The following is a 14,887-nucleotide window of genomic DNA, read 5'->3' as shown; positions in this document are numbered from 1 at the left end:
TGTCCCGATAGCAGTCACGCCCAAAAAAACATAAGGCGGCTTATTGACCTCATATATAAGCCGATTTATATTCACTCCCACGCCGACCAAAATCGGCAGCCAGCGAAAGCCGGCACCGCTCTTTACACAATCCGACGTGAACCTGCGGACTTACCGGCCCATGACCCGGTGGTGATCAAGCTAAAAAGCCCGCCATGCCAGCTCTGGAACTGGCCGCCCCTCCATATCGAGGGTCGCAATGCTGTGCAGCCACCCGATGCGACGCCAGTTGCGGCAACGGGCAGTGGTGGGGAAACCCGGCAGACGTGCAGCTAGAACGCCGAAAGGCAGCCAAGGCCACCGTGGCTTAACGGAGCCCAGCAGCACCGACGAATTACTGGAGCACCTTGGAGACAGGGTGTTCTGGAATCAAACGGGAGGAATGACGATGGCCCAGTTCAACATCGACGCACACATGAGCGACGGCAAAAGCCTGCAGTGGCTGGCCCTGCCGGACATTGGCGAGCACCCGCTGGACGTTGAGGCGAAGGTACGCCAGGCCGCCATGCAGAAGTTCGGCAAGGCGGTGTACTTCAACCACTGGAATCGCACGGTGGCCAGCAACGGTTACATCACGGTGCGCATGTTTGCCTGACACCCAACAACGCCCGGAGGGTCAGACGATGGGAATCCTAGCTCGCAAACAGAACAGCAAAGGCGTCACCTACTCGATCCAGCAGGAGGGCGAAACCTTCGGCGTCTGGAAGCTGTGCGAGAACTACTGCCGCCACACTCGAGGCGGAATCAGGAGGGTGTGGCGATACGTCGAGCGCGGAATGACTCGTGACGCCGCTGAATCTCTTTTTGCGAAGCGCTCGAAATGAGCGCTTCAATCGAGAAACTGGCTCGCGCCTTGGAGTTTCTGGACGCGGCAAGGGCAGCCCCGAACGGAATTGAAACTGGCGCGATGCGGGACGCGCGTGAATGGCTGGAGGAAGCTGCCCGCGAAGTTATTGCAGGGCATCGCAAGCTAGGTGCTGCGCAGTACAGCGACATTATTTCTGATGGAGGCTTAGATATGCGCGACCGCCATCGCTGCGCAAAAACTGATGCCGTCACCGAGTATTACACCGACCGGGCTAACAGCCCGCACGGCCACTAACCACCCGCCCCGGTTCGCCGGGGCATTCTCCATCACAGTGCGCATGCATGTTCGCCTGACACCCCGCCCTCTCGCGGGACGCCGGTAGCCCGGTGAACGAGAGGCGGTCGAGGCACGCTGGCCGAAAGAGCGATGCCGGGAGTTCCTTCTTACCCAAGGTGGCCCGGCTAGCAAGCGACCAGGCTGGCGCGCTAACGCCACATGCCGACCTGCACGGCGCCGAATGCAGGCCGACCACCCGCGAGGGCGGATCGGAGAGTGATCTGAACGCACAGGCTGATGTGCCCAACCACAGGTGCATGGAGGCGGTTCGCACGCCGCGAAGCCGGGGATCAGCGCCGGCCAGATCACTCCCCGATGCGTTCCCCGCATCGACTCCTTCATCGGCATTTGCCCCGCTCACACCGGGGCTCTTTTTCTCCCCGCCTTCATACGTCGCCGCCTTGTTCGGCTGACCTTGCGGAAGTGTCTGCTTCCGGTCAGGGCGGCGACCTATGCACGCGAATAGCGAGGATCACAACTATGAGTCTTGCACTACGCAATGCCCGAGCCTTCGCGGCTGGCCAAGCCGCTTGGGACAACGCCCTGCCGCCGGAAGATGACGGGCGTTCCGAATACATCGACGAGCAGGCCGGACAGCTCCTGATCGGCTGGGACGCTGACGGGATCAGCTTTCTGCCTCACCGAGGCATGACGGACTTCGCCAGCCGCGCGGATGAACTGATTGCCGACAAGGACAGCGAGCATCTGGTGGCGCAGATCGTCGTCGCCCTGCTGGCCCGTGACACCGACAAGGCCATCGAGCTGGCCGACCGCTTCCATGACCCCCTCGCCAAGCTGGCCGAGGCGATGGTTGAAACCCAACTGGAGAACAGAGCATGAGCGATAAGCAAATCACCCTCACCCCGTACCTGCACGCCAAGCCGGGAGCGAAAGCGGGCGAAATGATCTACGCGCTATTCCCCTTCGACATGGGCGGCGGCAGCAGCGGCTACGCCTGCCTGGGCCAGGTCGAAGTAACCCTGCCTCTGCCCGACGTTGATCCGACCGCTGCAATGGTGGAAACGCTGGAGCGCGAGATTGCAGCCACGCGAGAAGCCAGCGAGCGCAAGGTCGGCTATCTGCTCGAACAGATCAGCAAGCTGCAGTGCCTGGAGTACCGGCCCGAGCCGAGCCATGCCGGGTAACGGCTCCGAAAAGCGCGCGCACGCTCTCGCCAAGCGCTGCGCGCGACTGCGGAAAGAAGGCATGTCGCTGCAAGCAATCGCCGATCTGGTCGGCATTCACAAGGATCAGGTGCCCGCCCGCATCAAGCTGGGTGAGCGCCTGCTGTCACTGGAGACAGACGCATGAACAAGCCCCAAGAGTTCGCCGGCAAGACCATTGCCGAAGCCCGCGCCCTGGCCGCCCGCTACGGCTACACCGCTGGCGGCTTCACCTACATCAGCGGCGCGCTCTGCGTGATCCGCTTCCAGTAAACCGCTGACCCCAACGACAGCGGCCCCGGCATGGAAACGGGGCGACTCGCCGCCGTAAGCGGCTTCTATGGGGATGCAGGGGATCTAGCGATCCGGGCAGCTGAAGCTGGTCACACCTGCCTCAGTACGCAGCTTTCTCACCATGCCGGCTAGCGACCGGCCATCCCCACCCTATTCCTATCTGGAGTCAGCCATGAACGATCCTGACGCCGGCAAATATCACAAGCGGTTCGCGTCTGAGTTTAAAGCTGCAGCCAAGGCGCTTTCTGGTCGTGGTGGCGAACTGCAGTGGTCTACCCACGACTGGCAGTGCTTCACATACCGAGAGCCCGGTGTTTCGCTGGTGTTCTACCCGCATCGCGGCCCGAGCAGTCGCTTGCAGTGGTTGCGAGTGCGGAACCAGGGCAGCAAATCAGCCGAAGCGATGCGCGAAGTGATCGCCATCTTGGCCGAGAAAGCCAGCATTCACACCCGCAAATCCCGCCACTAACCCCACCCTATTCCAACCTCACATGCTGCGCGCAGCGCGGCAGGGAGAGAGTCATGCAAAACGCCCCCATCCTGACCCAGGACAGCGCTGCGCAGGCACCCGTCCTGGCCGATACCCAGGAAGCCAGCACTATTCTGGCGGTCATCGGCCGAGCAGCCACCGACCCCAACTGCGACATCGACAAGATGGAGCGCCTTGGCGCGCTGTACGAGCGCCTTAAAGCCGGCCAGGCCCAGCAGGCGTACACCGATGCCCTGGCCAACCTGCAGCAAGAGCTGCCGGTGATCCGCGAACGCGGCGCCATCACAAACAAAAACGGCGACGTGCAGTCCACCTACGCCCTGTGGGAGGACGTGAACGAGGCCATCAAGCCGGTACTCGCTCGCCACGGATTTTCCCTTTCCTTCCGCATCCCGCGCAACGAAAAAGGTATCGAGGTCGAGGCCGTGCTTTCGCACCGCTACGGGCACAGCGAGCGCACAAGCATTCTCCTGCCCGCTGACACAACCGGCAGCAAGAACGCTGTGCAGGCCGTCGCCAGCTCCGTTGCCTACGGCAAGCGTTACACGGCCTTCGCCCTGGTCAACATCACCACCACCGGCGAGGACGACGACGGGCAAAGCGCCTGCCAACAGCCTGCAGTCCGCACCATCACGCCCGTACAGGCTGCGCGCTTCGTCCGCCTGCGCGACCAGTGCGGCCCCAAGCTGCGCGAGCGACTGCTTGCTGACTGGCCCGACCCGCAGGCCATTCCCGCCGATGACTTCGACCCGATGATGGCCAGCATCGAGCGCAACGCCCAACGCTACCAAGACCATCTGAACGCCCAGCAAGGAGAACAGCAATGACTGCTGCCGCCGCTACCGCCAACAAGCTGCTCATCACTCTGCCCGAGGCTGCCGCCGCCCAGGCTGTATTCACCCAGGACAATGGACTGGCCCCGTTCATAGCGGCCATTCGCGCCGAAACGGAAGGCCGCGTGTTCGATGTGAGCACGAACAAAGGCCGTACCGAGTGCGCCAGCCTCGCCTACTCCGTCACCCGCAGCAAAACCGCGCTGGATGACCTGGGCAAGCAGGTGGTCGCCAAGCTCAAAGAGCTGCCCAAGCAGATCGACGCCAACCGCAAGTCGATGCGCGAAGAGCTGGAGGCGCTGGCCGAGGAAATCCGCCGCCCCGTGACCGAGTGGGAGGATGCAGAGAAGCGTCGCAAGGAGAAGATCGAGGCCGACCTACGCAGCCTGAAAAACACCAGCACCGAGGGCATGCCGGCTGACGCGATCCGCGCCAAGCTGCAGGCCGTTGAAGCCGTGGTGATCGACGAGAGCTGGCAGGAGTACGAAGCCGAGGCGCACCGCACCAAGGCTGCATCCATCGAGCTGCTGCGCGAGAAGCTGGCATCGCGCGAGCAGTTCGACCGCGACCAGGCTGAACTGGCCGAGCTGCGCCGCCTGAAAGCGCAGGACGAAGAGCGCCGCAAGGCTGCCGAGGCAGAGCAAGCCCAGGCCCAGGCCCAAGAGCTGGAGGTCGCCCAGGTACTACAGCCAGCCACCAACGAAGTGCCCCCGCAGCACCTTGGCGCTGACGAGTTCGACGAAAGCGGCGATCTGGAGGCGCTTGGCGGCCTCTACTCGGCGCCAGCGCGCCAACCTGCGCCAGCAGTGTCAGCCGCTCAGCCTGCGCGCATCACCGGCAGCACCGACATGAACAGAGTGCTGGAAGTGCTGGGCGCCGCCAAGCAGGCGCTGATCTACAACGCAGGGCTTACCGAAGAGCAGGCCCGCGCCGTCGTCAACCTGATCCGCCAGGGCAAGGTGCCGGCGGTAACTCTCTCCTACGAGGCATAAGCCAATGCAAGTTATCGACAACATCGAACAAGGCAGCGTGGCTTGGAAAAACCTGCGCCTAGGCATTGTGACTGCATCGGAAATCGACGTGCTGATGATTGACGGCAAGGGCGAGGCCGGTTTTGGTGTGGGCGCCTTCACCTACATGGATCGCCTCATCGGCGAGCGGATCACCGGAGCCGAGGCCGAGCCGTGGCGCGGCAATGCCAGCAGCGAGCGCGGGCACATTCTGGAGCCCGAGGTGCGCAAGCTGTACGCCATTCGCCGAGACATCCCCTCCAGCACCATTGAGCACGTCGCCATCATCCTGAACCACGGTATTGGCTATTCGCCCGACGGCATGATCGGAGGTGATGGTCTGATCGAGGTGAAAACAAAAGTGCCCGAGAAGCTGGTCAGCGTGATCCTGGGTGACACGGTGCCCAAGGATCACGTCGCGCAGTGCCAGTGCGGCCTGTGGGTGTCCGAGCGGGAGTGGATCGACTTCATCGGCTACTGGAAAGGCATGCCGATGGCAGTGATCCGCGCACACCGAGACGAAGCCTACATTCGCAAGCTGGCGCAGCGCACCAAAGACTTTCACGAACTACTTGAGGCCCGCATGGAGCGGGTTATGGGAGGCGTTTAATGGCCAAGGGCATCAACAAAGTCACGCTGGTAGGAAATCTGGGCAACGACCCGGAAACCCGCTACATGCCCAACGGCAACGCTGTGACCAACATCACCCTGGCGACCGGCGATAGCTGGAAGGACAAGCAGACCGGCCAAATCCAAGAGCGCACCGAATGGCACCGTGTCGTGTTCTTTGGAAAGCTCGCCGAGATTGCCGGCGAATACCTGCGCAAGGGTAGCCAGTGCTACATCGAGGGAAGGCTGCAGACCCGCGAGTGGGAGAAGGACGGCATCAAACGCTACACCACGGAAATCATCGTGGATATGAACGGAAAGCTGCTGCTGACGGGAGGCGCCAGCAACGGCCAGCCCCAGCAGCGCCAGGCGCACCCGCAGGGCAACGCCGCCCGCCAGCAGCCTCGCCAGCAAGCGCAGCGCCCGCAACCCCAGCAAGCGCCGCAACAACCGCCGCCCGACTACGACAGCTACGACGACGACATCCCCTTCGATAACCCCTACCGGGGCACTCGCTGCCTGATCCAGTAACCACTTCAACCAGGGCGCTTTAAGCGCCCTTTTCTTCGCCTGGATTTTCCCATGCACGACCAGAAGTACGACCGCATCAACACATTGGCCAGCAAAGAGCGTGACCGCTGCAGCGTAGCGGATCGCGTGTCGGCCTTTATCTCGGCCGGCGGGCACGTTCATTCCATTGCCCCTGGCGTCAGCGGCGAGAAGACCCGCCCATACGGCAACCGCCGCACCACGAACAGCAGAGGGCAGTTTGCATGAGCGCCATCGCATTCATGACCACAGAGGAACTGCAGGCGCAGCTCCGCGCTGACCGCGACAGCCTGAACCGCCTGCAGGATGCCGAACCAACTTGGCGCCGCGCCGACCGCCCGCGTGGCCTGCGCAGCATCAGCCAGGTGCGCGCCCGCATCACCGCAATCGAAGCAGAACTGAAAATGGCCAAAGGCCGCTAGGGGGAAACATGAGACTGATCAAGAACGCACTGATCTACCGCGCCAGCCTGCCAGAAGCCGCTGTCCTGGCGGAACACCTGGCAGAGAAGCCCTTTGTTCCGGTGCCGGAATCGCACGCCTCGTCGTCGGGGTTTATCCCGCACCCAACCACCGAGAAGCTGGTAAGCCTCTTCCCTGGCGGCCTGGCCTTCCGCCTGCGCCGCGACTTCAAGCCTGTCTCGAAGAGCGCTGTTCGCCTGGCCCTGGCCGAAACTGTGGCCGCCCAGCAGACCGACATGGGCCGCGACTTGACCAAGGAAGAGGTTGATACGCTTCAAACGGAGATTTACGAGGAAGCGCTGAAAACCACTCTCCCAGAGCGCGCCGAGGTCGATGCCTTCTACCACATCGAAAGCCGCACGCTCATGCTCGCCACCACCAACAAGGACATGGCCAACGCCATGCTCTACCAGTTGATCGAAGCCTGCGGCGCGGTGGAAACCAGCACCATCCACGTCAGTGACGTGAAAGGAGGGCTGACGACACGCCTGACCCAATACTTCGTCAACGATGACCGCGAGGCTTTCACCGGGTTCAGCCTGGGCGATTCCGTGGTGATGAAGGGCAAGCACGGCCGCGCCAGCTTCGACCTAGACAACTTGGACAATGCCCGCCGCGGCGTCGTCGAAGCCCTGGACGGCGAAATGCAGGCCGAGCGCCTGGAACTGTGTCACGCCGACGCCGTGACCTTCAAGCTGACCAAGGACTTCCAGCTTCGCGGCATCGACTTCCACGCCAAAGAAGACGAGGAAGAACCAGACTTCGATACCGTCGCCGAGCTGTGGGAGCACACGGCAGGCGTGCATGTCCTGATGCTGGCCGCCGTCGTGCAAGCGCTGTGCGATCTGTTCGGCTATCAGGAAAAGCCGCTGCCTGCGACTGATACCGCTGGGCCTGCCGCCGAAGAAGAGGCTGATTCGCTGTATGAGGATGGCGTCGCCTTCGTGCGCGAGTCAGGGCGCGCCAGCATCAGCGCCGTCCAGCGCAAGCTCAAGATCGGCTACAACCGCGCCGCTCGCATGATCGAGGAAATGGAGCGCCAGGGCATCGTCACGCCGATGGCATCTGACGGCAGCCGCTCCGTGATCTGACCACCCAGTCCGGCCGCCATCCTTGCCCGATGCGCGGCCGGCGGGCGTGATGAGCCTATCCAGCAACCACCTTTCACGCCAATGGCGAGGACTACTCATGCCCAACACAACCCCCAATCTTCGTGGCCTGCTGAACAACCTGGCGCGACAAGCCGAAGGCGCGCCCCGTGCGGAAGGTGAAAAGGCCATGAACCAATCTGCCACCGACTACTTGATCGCGCCGGCGGATGCCCTGGAGCTGTCAGGAGCCACCCTGCTGCCCTTCGATCTGCGCCGCAAAGTGCTGGCGCGCATGGCAGCCCAGCGCGACCAGGGCGCAATGCTCGACCTGTTCGCCCAGGTGCTGGGCATGGCCAACGCCGTGGTCGAGAACTGCCGGATCATGACAGAGCTGATCCTGACAGAGGAAGGCATGCACCCGCACACCGCCGAGAAGGCCAACCTGCCCACGATGTACGGCGCCCTGCAGGGTGTTCTGCTGGCAGATGGTGTTTCACAGAAAGGCACCTGTGCCGGCTGCGCCTACCGGCTCGGCACGCCGGCCAACACTTCACCCATCACCACCAGCGAAGCCAGCCACTGCCAGCGCGAGCTGATGCAGTTCAACTGCCATCTACGCCTGGACAAGGAAGGCCAGCCAACCAAAGCCTGCGCCGGCCACCGCCGGGCGATGAGACACCAAGGGGCAACATGAACACCCCTACCTTGCATGCCTCACGGACAAGGAGCCACAGCCATGACCTACGACCCCAAGCGCCAGCTCGACAGCGAGCCTGAGCCTGAGCCTGATTTGATCGAAGCCGCGCAAGGCTTCTACGCCCTGATGGGCATTGCCGGCCTGATGCTGCTGGGCCTGGTTATCTACTGGAGTGTGTGATGGAAGACAAGAAACTGAGCGCGGAAGAGATGGAGCGCGAGCAATTTGAAGCTCACATGCGATTGGGAGGGCACAGCAATCCCTCAAAGCACCCGGATGGCTCTTATGCCAGTTCAGCGATGGAGCTTTGGTGGCAGGGATGGAAAGCCCGCGCCACCCTCGCCCGCCACCCGCAGCCCGAGTGCGGCGAGGGGCTGGAGGTGGTGGCGTTCCGAGTGAGCCTGCCGGACGAACCCGAGCTTGGCACTTGGCTAGAGGAAGGTGCAGAGGAAGAGCCTCAGACTCTACATCACGAACCCCTCTGCCGCCTCTCCGACGCCCAGCGCCTGCTGGCTGAGCGGGATGCGGAGATTGAGAGTCTTCGAGTCGTCGGGCGGTTGCTCCATGACTCTGCGCAGCTACTGATCGCAGAGGACGCCCAGCTCCGCGCCCGCGTGGCTGAGCTGGAGGCCAAGCTGGCCACCCCGTCCTACTACTGGGGCGACGACGAAAACGGCGCAGTCGAAAGCCCGGAAGAATGGGCGGAAATGCAGTACGGCATGACCGGCGAGGCGTTCAGCTCAACGACCCTGCGATGTGCCATTGAACTACCTGAGCGCGAGTTCGACAGCATCGAGTTCGACGAGGAAGGCAGCTGCATCAGCATCCGCTATGTCGGCGAGGTAGCCCGCCTCAACGCCAAGCCAGCCGGGGAGGTGGAGTCGTGAGCCGAATCAAGCTCAGCGCCCTTGCTTTGGCCATTGCATGTAGCCACGCCTGGACTGCGCCAACCATCGCTAGCCGTGAGGGCGGCGACCCACACAAGCCGCGCCCACGTAGCAAGGGCGAGAAAGCACGGAACAAGAGGAACCGACCATGACCAACCCAACCATAGCGGTGCCGGTGGAGTTGCTGCCGTGTCCGTTCTGCGGGGGCTCGGCTTCCATCAAGAACGATGGTGACTTGCGATTCATAGTCTGCGGCCCAGGCACCGAATGCAAAGGAACAGGACTGACGACGTTCTTTGTCGAAGAAAAGTCAGAGACGGCCATCGCTGCATGGAATCGCCGAACCGCCCAGCCTGCCGACCATAGCGAGCAACCCAGCGGCATCTACTCCAGCGACCCGCTCGCATGCTCAGGATGCATCAGCGGCTGCTTCCGATGCAGGGCCGAGCAAGCCAGCCCCGACCACCTCCCCCCGCTAATCCAGTGCCTGCGCGAAAACGGCCAGCAGATAGCCGAGCGGGCATTTGATGCGCAGGAAGCGAAGTATCCGCAACCCCAACCCAGCGCCGCGCAATCTGCGCCTGATGAGCGCGAGGCGTTTGAGGCGTGGATCGAGCGCGAGGCCGGAGAAGGGGCCGCAAAGCGCTGGCCGACCGACAACGGCCCTGGATATGCGAACGACCGAGTGCAGGATTATCGGACTGGATGGGTCGAGTGTCTCGCCTGGCAGCGTGCGCAATCTGCGCCGGCTGGAACCGAGTGCAGCTACTGCCAGGGGCACGGCGAGGTGACGCGGCAGGTCGGACAAACGCCAGAGACTTACGACTTCTGGAACGAGCCATGCCCCGAATGCGCCGGCACTGGTGCCGCCCCCGCTCACCCAGCACCACGTAACGAGCAGGCGGGAGAGTGGATAGCGTGCAACGAGCGGTTGCCGACTGTGAAACAGGACGGAGCGATGGTCACTGCTTTCGTGTGCGGCGTGGTCACCACGAAGGCGACGCGCAGCGTGCGCGACTTGTTCCAGGCGGCCGAGGAAGACGGCGAGCAGTGCGCCGTCACGCACTGGATGCCACTACCCGCTCCGCCCGCCCTTTCCCAGCAGGCGGATGGGGGTGCGGCGTGAGGCGAGCATCCATCATTGCAGCGGTTGTGCTGCTGTCAGGGTGTGACGGGTACCGTGGCAGCCCAGAGCAACAGGCCAAGGATTATGCGACATGCCAGGCGGCTGGAATGGCCGGGAAGATGAACGCTGTTGGGGAGATAGACTGCTGGCCGCCATCCCAGCAACCCCGCCAGAGCGAAGGAGGCGACCAGATGCAGAGGGAGGAGTGAGGGATGGCCGGAAACATGGAGCGAACCCGCAAATGGTATGGCGTGCCGGCAAAGCGCGGCGGCCGAGTCGTGTATTTCGGCGACGGTAAGCGCGAACTCGGAACCATCCGCAGCGCCAAAGACTGCCGACTGAATATCCAGCTGGACGGCATGAAGCACACGATGCCGTTTCACCCAACATGGTGCCTGGAGTACCTGCCATGGACAGCTAAAGACGCCGACCGCCAACCCCAGCCCGCTAGGAGTGAGCGATGAGTGACCCAATCCAAGAAATTGCCAGACAGCTCCATATCCAGACGCTAGGCGATGGGCTGCTAGCAAAGATCAGGCAGACCATTGACCTGCTGCAAGATGCAGCAGCAGAACGCGACGCCCTATCCGCCCAGCTCGCCGCAATCCGAGCGGCTGGCGGGGAGGTGGTCGAGGTGGTTGGCTGCGCAGCCATAGCTGATGACGGGGCGGTTCTAGACCTATCGACAGTTGATTTCATCATGCGCCATTGGCAAGGGCAGTCGGGCTACTCGGTCAATCCACTCATGACCGTCGCCCAGCACCAGCGCATCACCGCAGCTATGGCGGCAGAGCTGGCCGATGCGAAGTCGGCGCGCGACGCTTACGGGCAGAACGCCATTGACATGCAGAAACAACGCGACGCCCTGCGCGCCGAGCTGGCCGAGGTGAAGGGGCGGGAGGCAGTTGCCTGGGTTAATCCGAAGTTTCTCAGCAGCAACGATCTTCTGATTTACGCCAGCCATCAGCAATTTAGCAAAGAGCAAGTCCCGCTCTACGCATACCCGCCCGCCTCGCCCGATGTTGAGGGGCTGGTTAAGGCGCTGGAGGCAACGCTGAAACTTGGGCGCGGCACGTCAGGCAGGATCATCTTGGAATCCGAGGATGAAGAAGCGCTACGCACCGCCCTCTCCACCTGGCGACAAGCGCAGGAGGGCAAGCCGTGAGCAGTGAAGTGCTTGTAACGCCAGAAGATAAAGCTCGCTACATGCAGGTAATGGCTGACTATGACGAGGCCATGCGCCAAGTGGCGATCAGTATCAGCCAGCGAAAGGCCGCCGACCACTTCACCGCCTGCCGGGACTGCGGTCGGTTCGCCGATAAATCCAGGTGGGTGCCGCGCGATTCGACCCATGCGCAGCATGGCGCTCGTCCGCTGTGCGCAGTGTGCTTCGATGAATACGACTACGACTACTGAGGGCAGCGGCGATGATTAACCGACTGATGCGAGAGAAAAAGCTGCTGGAGGCTCAACTGCGTGACGCCAACAACCTGGCCGACCAGTGGGCGCAAAGGAATATTGCCCTTGAGTCTGAGCGCGAGAGACTGGCAGATGCGCTAGACCGCCAGTCGGCCATCACTGGCGACCACATCGCCCGCTGCCAGCGGCTTGCGGACGAACTGGCAATAACCCGCCGCGTGATCGACCGCATCGGCCAGCTCTGCACGACGCCGCACGAGTCGAAGGAGCGCTTCATCCGGCGCGTCCAGTCTGTGATCGAGTGGGAGCGCGCCGGCCAGCAGGATCAGTCCAAATGACCACTCTCCCCTATGACGTATCGCGCTGCTCAGGGCGCTTCGATCTGCGGACAGACGGCGAATGGTGCCCCGAGCGCGACACCTGCCAGCGCTATCTGGCGTGGAGCAAGCTGGATCGCAACGCAGACGTTACCGACTACCAGCGCATCAGCGTGACGATGGGCTGGCCGGATTGCGGGATGAAGATTCCAGCCGAACCCGCCGCCTAGCCACCCAACCCCATCCCCTTTTCTATCTGCCCACATAGGGCGGGAGGATTTGCTGTGTCTGAAATTCAATCAAAAGTCCTTCGATGGATCGCAACCGGGCGCGTTGGCGCCTCTTCCAAGGCAATGGCCATGACCGCATGCAGCCTGCCAAGTGACCGCTCTTACCCGAGCGATCCTGACGACCTGAACCGCTGCCTTCTGCTATTGGAGGCAGTGCCAGAGGTGCGCGAGCACTTCGACAAGATTGCGGCGCTCGGCGTGGTTTGGGGGCGCCTTATCGGCCGGTGGGCGGAGATCGAAGCCTGCTTCCTCGATGAGGTGGGCCTGAACTGGAGCAAGGCCAAGTCGGCGCCGAAAACCTACGCCCTGATGAAAGAGGTCTTGGGTGAAGAGCCTGGCGTTGTCAGCCTTGGCAGCGGCGTCAAGATCAAGTTCGGAGCTTAGCCATGAGCGTCTGGCGCCACATCACCCACCCCGACGGGATGACCGTCAGCCTGCTGGTCACGGCCACAGGCATGAATACGGAGCAGGTACGCGCAGAGCTGCGCGCCCTGGAGCAGGAAGGCAAGGCATGGCGCGAACGTGCGCCTATCGGCAAGGAGCACTTGTGGTGGCGCGCAACGCACCGCCCGCTGTGCGAGCTGACTGTACTCACGGCAATGGGCCTGGCCTCCAGGCTCCACCCGACTCCGAGCGCACTGCGCGCCGTCTTGCAGCGGCTCAGCACGCGCGCCGCCTCCCCTGCCCTCCGGCAAATCCTCGCCTTGTCGGCAACGGCAAAGCATCCGCACCGCATCGTGGCTGACGCCGTTTCCCGCTGCGCCTAGCCCTGCAACTCCCCGCAACCTTGAACCATTGATCTTGCCCGGCCTTGCCGGGCGAGTGAGGTATACCTATGGCCAAAGTAGTGACTCAGATCACGGCGCAAGTCCCGCGACTGATGGAAGCCAGCGAATACCGCGCGCTGCGCTTTGCTGGTGGAAAGCCCAGCCTGCAGCAACTGAAACGCTGGATCGACGAAGGCGTGATCGTCGGCGAGGTGAAGGGCGAAATGTACTTCGTAGACCTCAATGCCGAGCTGACCGGCTCGACCGACCCCCTCCTGCACAAGATGATGGCGGTAAGCTGATATGAACCCACCGCGCCCGCGTACCGGCAAGAACCGCAACCTGCCTGAAAACCTGTACCCCAACGGGAAGTATTGGCAGTACCGCAACCCAATCACCGGGAAGAAGACCAGTATCAACAAGCCGATGGCAGAGGCGATCAAGCTCGCCAAGCTGGCCAATGCCAAGCTGGCCCCACTGATGAGCGACGACGGCGCGCTGCTGCAACTGCTGACCGGTGAGCAGGCGCCGACCATCAAGCGCCTGCTGGAGCGCTTCGAGTCGGAATGGCTGCCGGGGCGCAAGCTGGCCGACTCCACGCTCAAGGAAATCCGCATCAAGCTGGAGCGCTACCGGGCCGACCTGGGCGCCCGCATGATTGGCCAACTCGACGTGCTGGCAATGGCCGAGTATCTGGATCAGTTCAGCAACAACGCCTACACCAAGCATCGCGGCCTGTGGATACAGATTTACGCCTTCGCCGTGGCCAAGGGCTTGGCTGAGCGTAACTGCGCCGAGTTGACCCTGCAGAAGCAGGAGGCCGACAAGGTGCGCCAGCGTCACACGGTAGAAGGTGTGCAGAAGATTCTCGACGCCGACACGACGCCGACCTGGCTCAAGCGCGCCATTCGCCTGGCGCTGCTGAGCTTGCAGCGCCGCGAGGATCTAGTCACCTGGGAGCGCGCCGACGTAGACATGAGCCGCAACGTGATCCGCGTCAGCCCCGGCAAGACCGAGAATTACGACACGCCCATTCATCTGGAAATCGAAATGGGCGCCGACCTGCGCGCGGTGGTGCAGGAGTGCCTGAAAGAGCCCATCGCCAGCCCTTACCTGATCTGCTACCGGCCGAAGGCCCGCAAGCGTGAGCAGATCGAGGCCAAGCTGCATTGGTCGGCGGTGACGGATGACTACCTGACCAAGGAGTTCCGCAAGGCCCGCGACCTGGCCAAGGCTTACGATCACATCGAGAACCCCAAGGCCCGGCCCACCATGCACGAATTACGCGCGCTGGGCTCCTGGCTGTACGAGCAGCAGGGTTTCTCGACGGAGTATGTGCAGGTGCTGATGGGCCATGCGACCCCGGACATGACCGCCTATTATCAGGAAGGGCATGAGCAGAAAGAGGTGATTTACCAGCACGTCCAGGCAGGTCTGAAACTTTGAGTTGGGTGGTGGGTTTTCCCAAAGTTTTCCCAAAGTTTTCCCAAAACAAAAAAGGCGACCCTCTCGGATCGCCTTCTAAGCCCCGCAGTACGCGGGTTGCGTTTGGTAGGCACAATTGGACTCGAACCAACGACCCCCACCATGTCAAGGTGGTGCTCTAACCAACTGAGCTATGTGCCTGCAATGGAGGCGCATTTTAGGGAGATTCGCCTGAGTGTCAACCACTTTTTTCGCTAAGCCACTGAAAAAGTGGAT

The 14,887-nt window shown here is 62.5% G+C and carries 25 protein-coding genes, 1 tRNA gene and 2 pseudogenes; 27 read left to right on the top strand and 1 reads right to left on the bottom strand.

Features of this window, described 5'->3' with window-relative positions:
- Nucleotides 1-427 precede the first annotated feature (427 nt).
- The 27 genes and pseudogenes from ACF8C6_RS08935 (at nucleotide 428) to ACF8C6_RS08805 (ending at nucleotide 14,632) form a co-directional block, all read left to right on the top strand.
- Nucleotides 428-634, top strand: coding sequence for a hypothetical protein (locus ACF8C6_RS08935; protein WP_392498961.1), 207 nt, complete (start codon nucleotides 428-430; stop codon nucleotides 632-634).
- Between the two features lie 225 nt (nucleotides 635-859).
- Nucleotides 860-1,141, top strand: a complete 282-nt coding sequence (locus ACF8C6_RS08930; RefSeq protein ID WP_392498960.1) for a hypothetical protein — start codon at nucleotides 860-862, stop codon at nucleotides 1,139-1,141.
- A 522-nt stretch (nucleotides 1,142-1,663) separates the two neighbouring features.
- On the top strand, nucleotides 1,664-2,023 hold the full coding sequence (locus ACF8C6_RS08925) for a hypothetical protein (protein WP_392498959.1): 360 nt from the start codon (nucleotides 1,664-1,666) through the stop codon (nucleotides 2,021-2,023).
- Nucleotides 2,020-2,328: a hypothetical protein gene (locus tag ACF8C6_RS08920; RefSeq protein ID WP_392498958.1), complete on the top strand. Its 309-nt coding sequence runs from the start codon at nucleotides 2,020-2,022 to the stop codon at nucleotides 2,326-2,328. The genes ACF8C6_RS08925 and ACF8C6_RS08920 overlap by 4 nt, the downstream gene beginning before the upstream one ends.
- 162 nt (nucleotides 2,329-2,490) lie before the next feature.
- The gene (locus tag ACF8C6_RS08915; protein ID WP_392498956.1) at nucleotides 2,491-2,619 is read left to right on the top strand and encodes a hypothetical protein; all 129 of its coding nucleotides are present in this window, start codon (nucleotides 2,491-2,493) and stop codon (nucleotides 2,617-2,619) included.
- Nucleotides 2,620-2,812: 193 nt separating this feature from the next.
- The gene (locus ACF8C6_RS08910) at nucleotides 2,813-3,109 is read left to right on the top strand and encodes a hypothetical protein (RefSeq protein ID WP_392498955.1); all 297 of its coding nucleotides are present in this window, start codon (nucleotides 2,813-2,815) and stop codon (nucleotides 3,107-3,109) included.
- 53 nt (nucleotides 3,110-3,162) lie between these two features.
- Nucleotides 3,163-3,957, top strand: coding sequence for an ERF family protein (locus ACF8C6_RS08905; RefSeq protein ID WP_392498954.1), 795 nt, complete (start codon nucleotides 3,163-3,165; stop codon nucleotides 3,955-3,957).
- Nucleotides 3,954-4,955, top strand: coding sequence for a hypothetical protein (locus tag ACF8C6_RS08900; protein ID WP_392498953.1), 1,002 nt, complete (start codon nucleotides 3,954-3,956; stop codon nucleotides 4,953-4,955). Before ACF8C6_RS08905 ends, ACF8C6_RS08900 begins: the two co-directional genes overlap by 4 nt.
- A 4-nt stretch (nucleotides 4,956-4,959) precedes the next feature.
- Nucleotides 4,960-5,583, top strand: coding sequence for a YqaJ viral recombinase family protein (locus ACF8C6_RS08895; RefSeq protein WP_392498952.1), 624 nt, complete (start codon nucleotides 4,960-4,962; stop codon nucleotides 5,581-5,583).
- Nucleotides 5,583-6,113, top strand: a complete 531-nt coding sequence (gene ssb / locus ACF8C6_RS08890; protein WP_392498951.1) for a single-stranded DNA-binding protein — start codon at nucleotides 5,583-5,585, stop codon at nucleotides 6,111-6,113. The genes ACF8C6_RS08895 and ssb overlap by 1 nt, the downstream gene beginning before the upstream one ends.
- A 51-nt stretch (nucleotides 6,114-6,164) precedes the next feature.
- Nucleotides 6,165-6,359, top strand: coding sequence for a hypothetical protein (locus ACF8C6_RS08885; protein WP_392498950.1), 195 nt, complete (start codon nucleotides 6,165-6,167; stop codon nucleotides 6,357-6,359).
- Complete coding sequence (locus ACF8C6_RS08880) at nucleotides 6,356-6,553, top strand: hypothetical protein (protein ID WP_392498949.1); 198 nt, start codon at nucleotides 6,356-6,358, stop codon at nucleotides 6,551-6,553. Before ACF8C6_RS08885 ends, ACF8C6_RS08880 begins: the two co-directional genes overlap by 4 nt.
- A gap of 8 nt (nucleotides 6,554-6,561) precedes the next feature.
- Nucleotides 6,562-7,434, top strand: a pseudogene (gene rdgC, locus ACF8C6_RS08875) (recombination-associated protein RdgC); the annotation flags it as partial.
- A 66-nt stretch (nucleotides 7,435-7,500) separates the two neighbouring features.
- Nucleotides 7,501-7,683 (top strand): annotated as a pseudogene (locus tag ACF8C6_RS08870) (DNA translocase FtsK); the annotation flags it as partial.
- Nucleotides 7,684-7,780: 97 nt separating this feature from the next.
- Complete coding sequence (locus tag ACF8C6_RS08865; RefSeq protein WP_392498948.1) at nucleotides 7,781-8,377, top strand: hypothetical protein; 597 nt, start codon at nucleotides 7,781-7,783, stop codon at nucleotides 8,375-8,377.
- Between the two features lie 42 nt (nucleotides 8,378-8,419).
- Nucleotides 8,420-8,560, top strand: coding sequence for a hypothetical protein (locus tag ACF8C6_RS08860; RefSeq protein WP_392498946.1), 141 nt, complete (start codon nucleotides 8,420-8,422; stop codon nucleotides 8,558-8,560).
- Nucleotides 8,560-9,267, top strand: coding sequence for a hypothetical protein (locus ACF8C6_RS08855; protein WP_392498945.1), 708 nt, complete (start codon nucleotides 8,560-8,562; stop codon nucleotides 9,265-9,267). The genes ACF8C6_RS08860 and ACF8C6_RS08855 overlap by 1 nt, the downstream gene beginning before the upstream one ends.
- A 148-nt stretch (nucleotides 9,268-9,415) precedes the next feature.
- Nucleotides 9,416-10,393, top strand: a complete 978-nt coding sequence (locus ACF8C6_RS08850) for a DUF551 domain-containing protein (RefSeq protein ID WP_392498944.1) — start codon at nucleotides 9,416-9,418, stop codon at nucleotides 10,391-10,393.
- Nucleotides 10,394-10,605: 212 nt separating this feature from the next.
- Nucleotides 10,606-10,857 carry a hypothetical protein gene (locus tag ACF8C6_RS08845; RefSeq protein WP_392498943.1) on the top strand — a complete coding sequence of 84 codons (252 nt, stop codon included), beginning with the start codon at nucleotides 10,606-10,608 and terminating at the stop codon, nucleotides 10,855-10,857.
- Nucleotides 10,854-11,558 carry a hypothetical protein gene (locus ACF8C6_RS08840; RefSeq protein ID WP_392498942.1) on the top strand — a complete coding sequence of 235 codons (705 nt, stop codon included), beginning with the start codon at nucleotides 10,854-10,856 and terminating at the stop codon, nucleotides 11,556-11,558. The genes ACF8C6_RS08845 and ACF8C6_RS08840 overlap by 4 nt, the downstream gene beginning before the upstream one ends.
- A complete protein-coding gene (locus tag ACF8C6_RS08835) occupies nucleotides 11,555-11,809 on the top strand; it encodes a hypothetical protein (RefSeq protein ID WP_392498941.1) in 255 nt (84 codons plus the stop codon). The genes ACF8C6_RS08840 and ACF8C6_RS08835 overlap by 4 nt, the downstream gene beginning before the upstream one ends.
- Nucleotides 11,810-11,820: 11 nt before the next feature.
- Nucleotides 11,821-12,150: a hypothetical protein gene (locus ACF8C6_RS08830; RefSeq protein ID WP_392498940.1), complete on the top strand. Its 330-nt coding sequence runs from the start codon at nucleotides 11,821-11,823 to the stop codon at nucleotides 12,148-12,150.
- Entirely contained in the window at nucleotides 12,147-12,359 is a 213-nt protein-coding gene (locus ACF8C6_RS08825; RefSeq protein WP_392498939.1) for a hypothetical protein, read from the top strand. Before ACF8C6_RS08830 ends, ACF8C6_RS08825 begins: the two co-directional genes overlap by 4 nt.
- A 54-nt stretch (nucleotides 12,360-12,413) precedes the next feature.
- Nucleotides 12,414-12,803, top strand: coding sequence for a hypothetical protein (locus tag ACF8C6_RS08820; RefSeq protein WP_392498938.1), 390 nt, complete (start codon nucleotides 12,414-12,416; stop codon nucleotides 12,801-12,803).
- 2 nt (nucleotides 12,804-12,805) lie between these two features.
- The gene (locus ACF8C6_RS08815) at nucleotides 12,806-13,186 is read left to right on the top strand and encodes a hypothetical protein (RefSeq protein ID WP_392498937.1); all 381 of its coding nucleotides are present in this window, start codon (nucleotides 12,806-12,808) and stop codon (nucleotides 13,184-13,186) included.
- 68 nt (nucleotides 13,187-13,254) lie between these two features.
- The gene (locus ACF8C6_RS08810) at nucleotides 13,255-13,488 is read left to right on the top strand and encodes a hypothetical protein (protein WP_392498936.1); all 234 of its coding nucleotides are present in this window, start codon (nucleotides 13,255-13,257) and stop codon (nucleotides 13,486-13,488) included.
- 1 nt (nucleotide 13,489) lies between these two features.
- Nucleotides 13,490-14,632, top strand: coding sequence for a tyrosine-type recombinase/integrase (locus ACF8C6_RS08805; RefSeq protein ID WP_392498935.1), 1,143 nt, complete (start codon nucleotides 13,490-13,492; stop codon nucleotides 14,630-14,632).
- Nucleotides 14,633-14,735: 103 nt separating this feature from the next.
- On the opposite strand, the gene ACF8C6_RS08800 is transcribed toward ACF8C6_RS08805, so the two are convergent.
- A tRNA-Val gene (locus tag ACF8C6_RS08800) sits at nucleotides 14,736-14,812 on the bottom strand.
- Nucleotides 14,813-14,887 lie beyond the last annotated feature (75 nt).

Source organism: Pseudomonas sp. zbq_18 (genome assembly GCF_043102245.1).
GTDB lineage: Bacteria > Pseudomonadota > Gammaproteobacteria > Pseudomonadales > Pseudomonadaceae > Aquipseudomonas.
This window is presented reverse-complemented; position numbering and strand designations above follow the sequence as displayed.

Excerpts from the sequence above, each read along its gene's own strand:
- ACF8C6_RS08935 (WP_392498961.1), top strand. The coding sequence starts at position 428 with ATGGCCCAGTTCAACATCGACGCACACATGAGCGACGGCAAAAGCCTG.
- ACF8C6_RS08930 (WP_392498960.1), top strand. The coding sequence starts at position 860 with ATGAGCGCTTCAATCGAGAAACTGGCTCGCGCCTTGGAGTTTCTGGAC.
- ACF8C6_RS08925 (WP_392498959.1), top strand. The coding sequence starts at position 1,664 with ATGAGTCTTGCACTACGCAATGCCCGAGCCTTCGCGGCTGGCCAAGCC.
- ACF8C6_RS08920 (WP_392498958.1), top strand. The coding sequence starts at position 2,020 with ATGAGCGATAAGCAAATCACCCTCACCCCGTACCTGCACGCCAAGCCG.
- ACF8C6_RS08915 (WP_392498956.1), top strand. The coding sequence starts at position 2,491 with ATGAACAAGCCCCAAGAGTTCGCCGGCAAGACCATTGCCGAAGCCCGC.
- ACF8C6_RS08910 (WP_392498955.1), top strand. The coding sequence starts at position 2,813 with ATGAACGATCCTGACGCCGGCAAATATCACAAGCGGTTCGCGTCTGAG.
- ACF8C6_RS08905 (WP_392498954.1), top strand. The coding sequence starts at position 3,163 with ATGCAAAACGCCCCCATCCTGACCCAGGACAGCGCTGCGCAGGCACCC.
- ACF8C6_RS08900 (WP_392498953.1), top strand. The coding sequence starts at position 3,954 with ATGACTGCTGCCGCCGCTACCGCCAACAAGCTGCTCATCACTCTGCCC.
- ACF8C6_RS08895 (WP_392498952.1), top strand. The coding sequence starts at position 4,960 with ATGCAAGTTATCGACAACATCGAACAAGGCAGCGTGGCTTGGAAAAAC.
- ssb (WP_392498951.1), top strand. The coding sequence starts at position 5,583 with ATGGCCAAGGGCATCAACAAAGTCACGCTGGTAGGAAATCTGGGCAAC.
- ACF8C6_RS08885 (WP_392498950.1), top strand. The coding sequence starts at position 6,165 with ATGCACGACCAGAAGTACGACCGCATCAACACATTGGCCAGCAAAGAG.
- ACF8C6_RS08880 (WP_392498949.1), top strand. The coding sequence starts at position 6,356 with ATGAGCGCCATCGCATTCATGACCACAGAGGAACTGCAGGCGCAGCTC.
- ACF8C6_RS08865 (WP_392498948.1), top strand. The coding sequence starts at position 7,781 with ATGCCCAACACAACCCCCAATCTTCGTGGCCTGCTGAACAACCTGGCG.
- ACF8C6_RS08860 (WP_392498946.1), top strand. The coding sequence starts at position 8,420 with ATGACCTACGACCCCAAGCGCCAGCTCGACAGCGAGCCTGAGCCTGAG.
- ACF8C6_RS08855 (WP_392498945.1), top strand. The coding sequence starts at position 8,560 with ATGGAAGACAAGAAACTGAGCGCGGAAGAGATGGAGCGCGAGCAATTT.
- ACF8C6_RS08850 (WP_392498944.1), top strand. The coding sequence starts at position 9,416 with ATGACCAACCCAACCATAGCGGTGCCGGTGGAGTTGCTGCCGTGTCCG.
- ACF8C6_RS08845 (WP_392498943.1), top strand. The coding sequence starts at position 10,606 with ATGGCCGGAAACATGGAGCGAACCCGCAAATGGTATGGCGTGCCGGCA.
- ACF8C6_RS08840 (WP_392498942.1), top strand. The coding sequence starts at position 10,854 with ATGAGTGACCCAATCCAAGAAATTGCCAGACAGCTCCATATCCAGACG.
- ACF8C6_RS08830 (WP_392498940.1), top strand. The coding sequence starts at position 11,821 with ATGATTAACCGACTGATGCGAGAGAAAAAGCTGCTGGAGGCTCAACTG.
- ACF8C6_RS08825 (WP_392498939.1), top strand. The coding sequence starts at position 12,147 with ATGACCACTCTCCCCTATGACGTATCGCGCTGCTCAGGGCGCTTCGAT.
- ACF8C6_RS08815 (WP_392498937.1), top strand. The coding sequence starts at position 12,806 with ATGAGCGTCTGGCGCCACATCACCCACCCCGACGGGATGACCGTCAGC.
- ACF8C6_RS08810 (WP_392498936.1), top strand. The coding sequence starts at position 13,255 with ATGGCCAAAGTAGTGACTCAGATCACGGCGCAAGTCCCGCGACTGATG.
- ACF8C6_RS08805 (WP_392498935.1), top strand. The coding sequence starts at position 13,490 with ATGAACCCACCGCGCCCGCGTACCGGCAAGAACCGCAACCTGCCTGAA.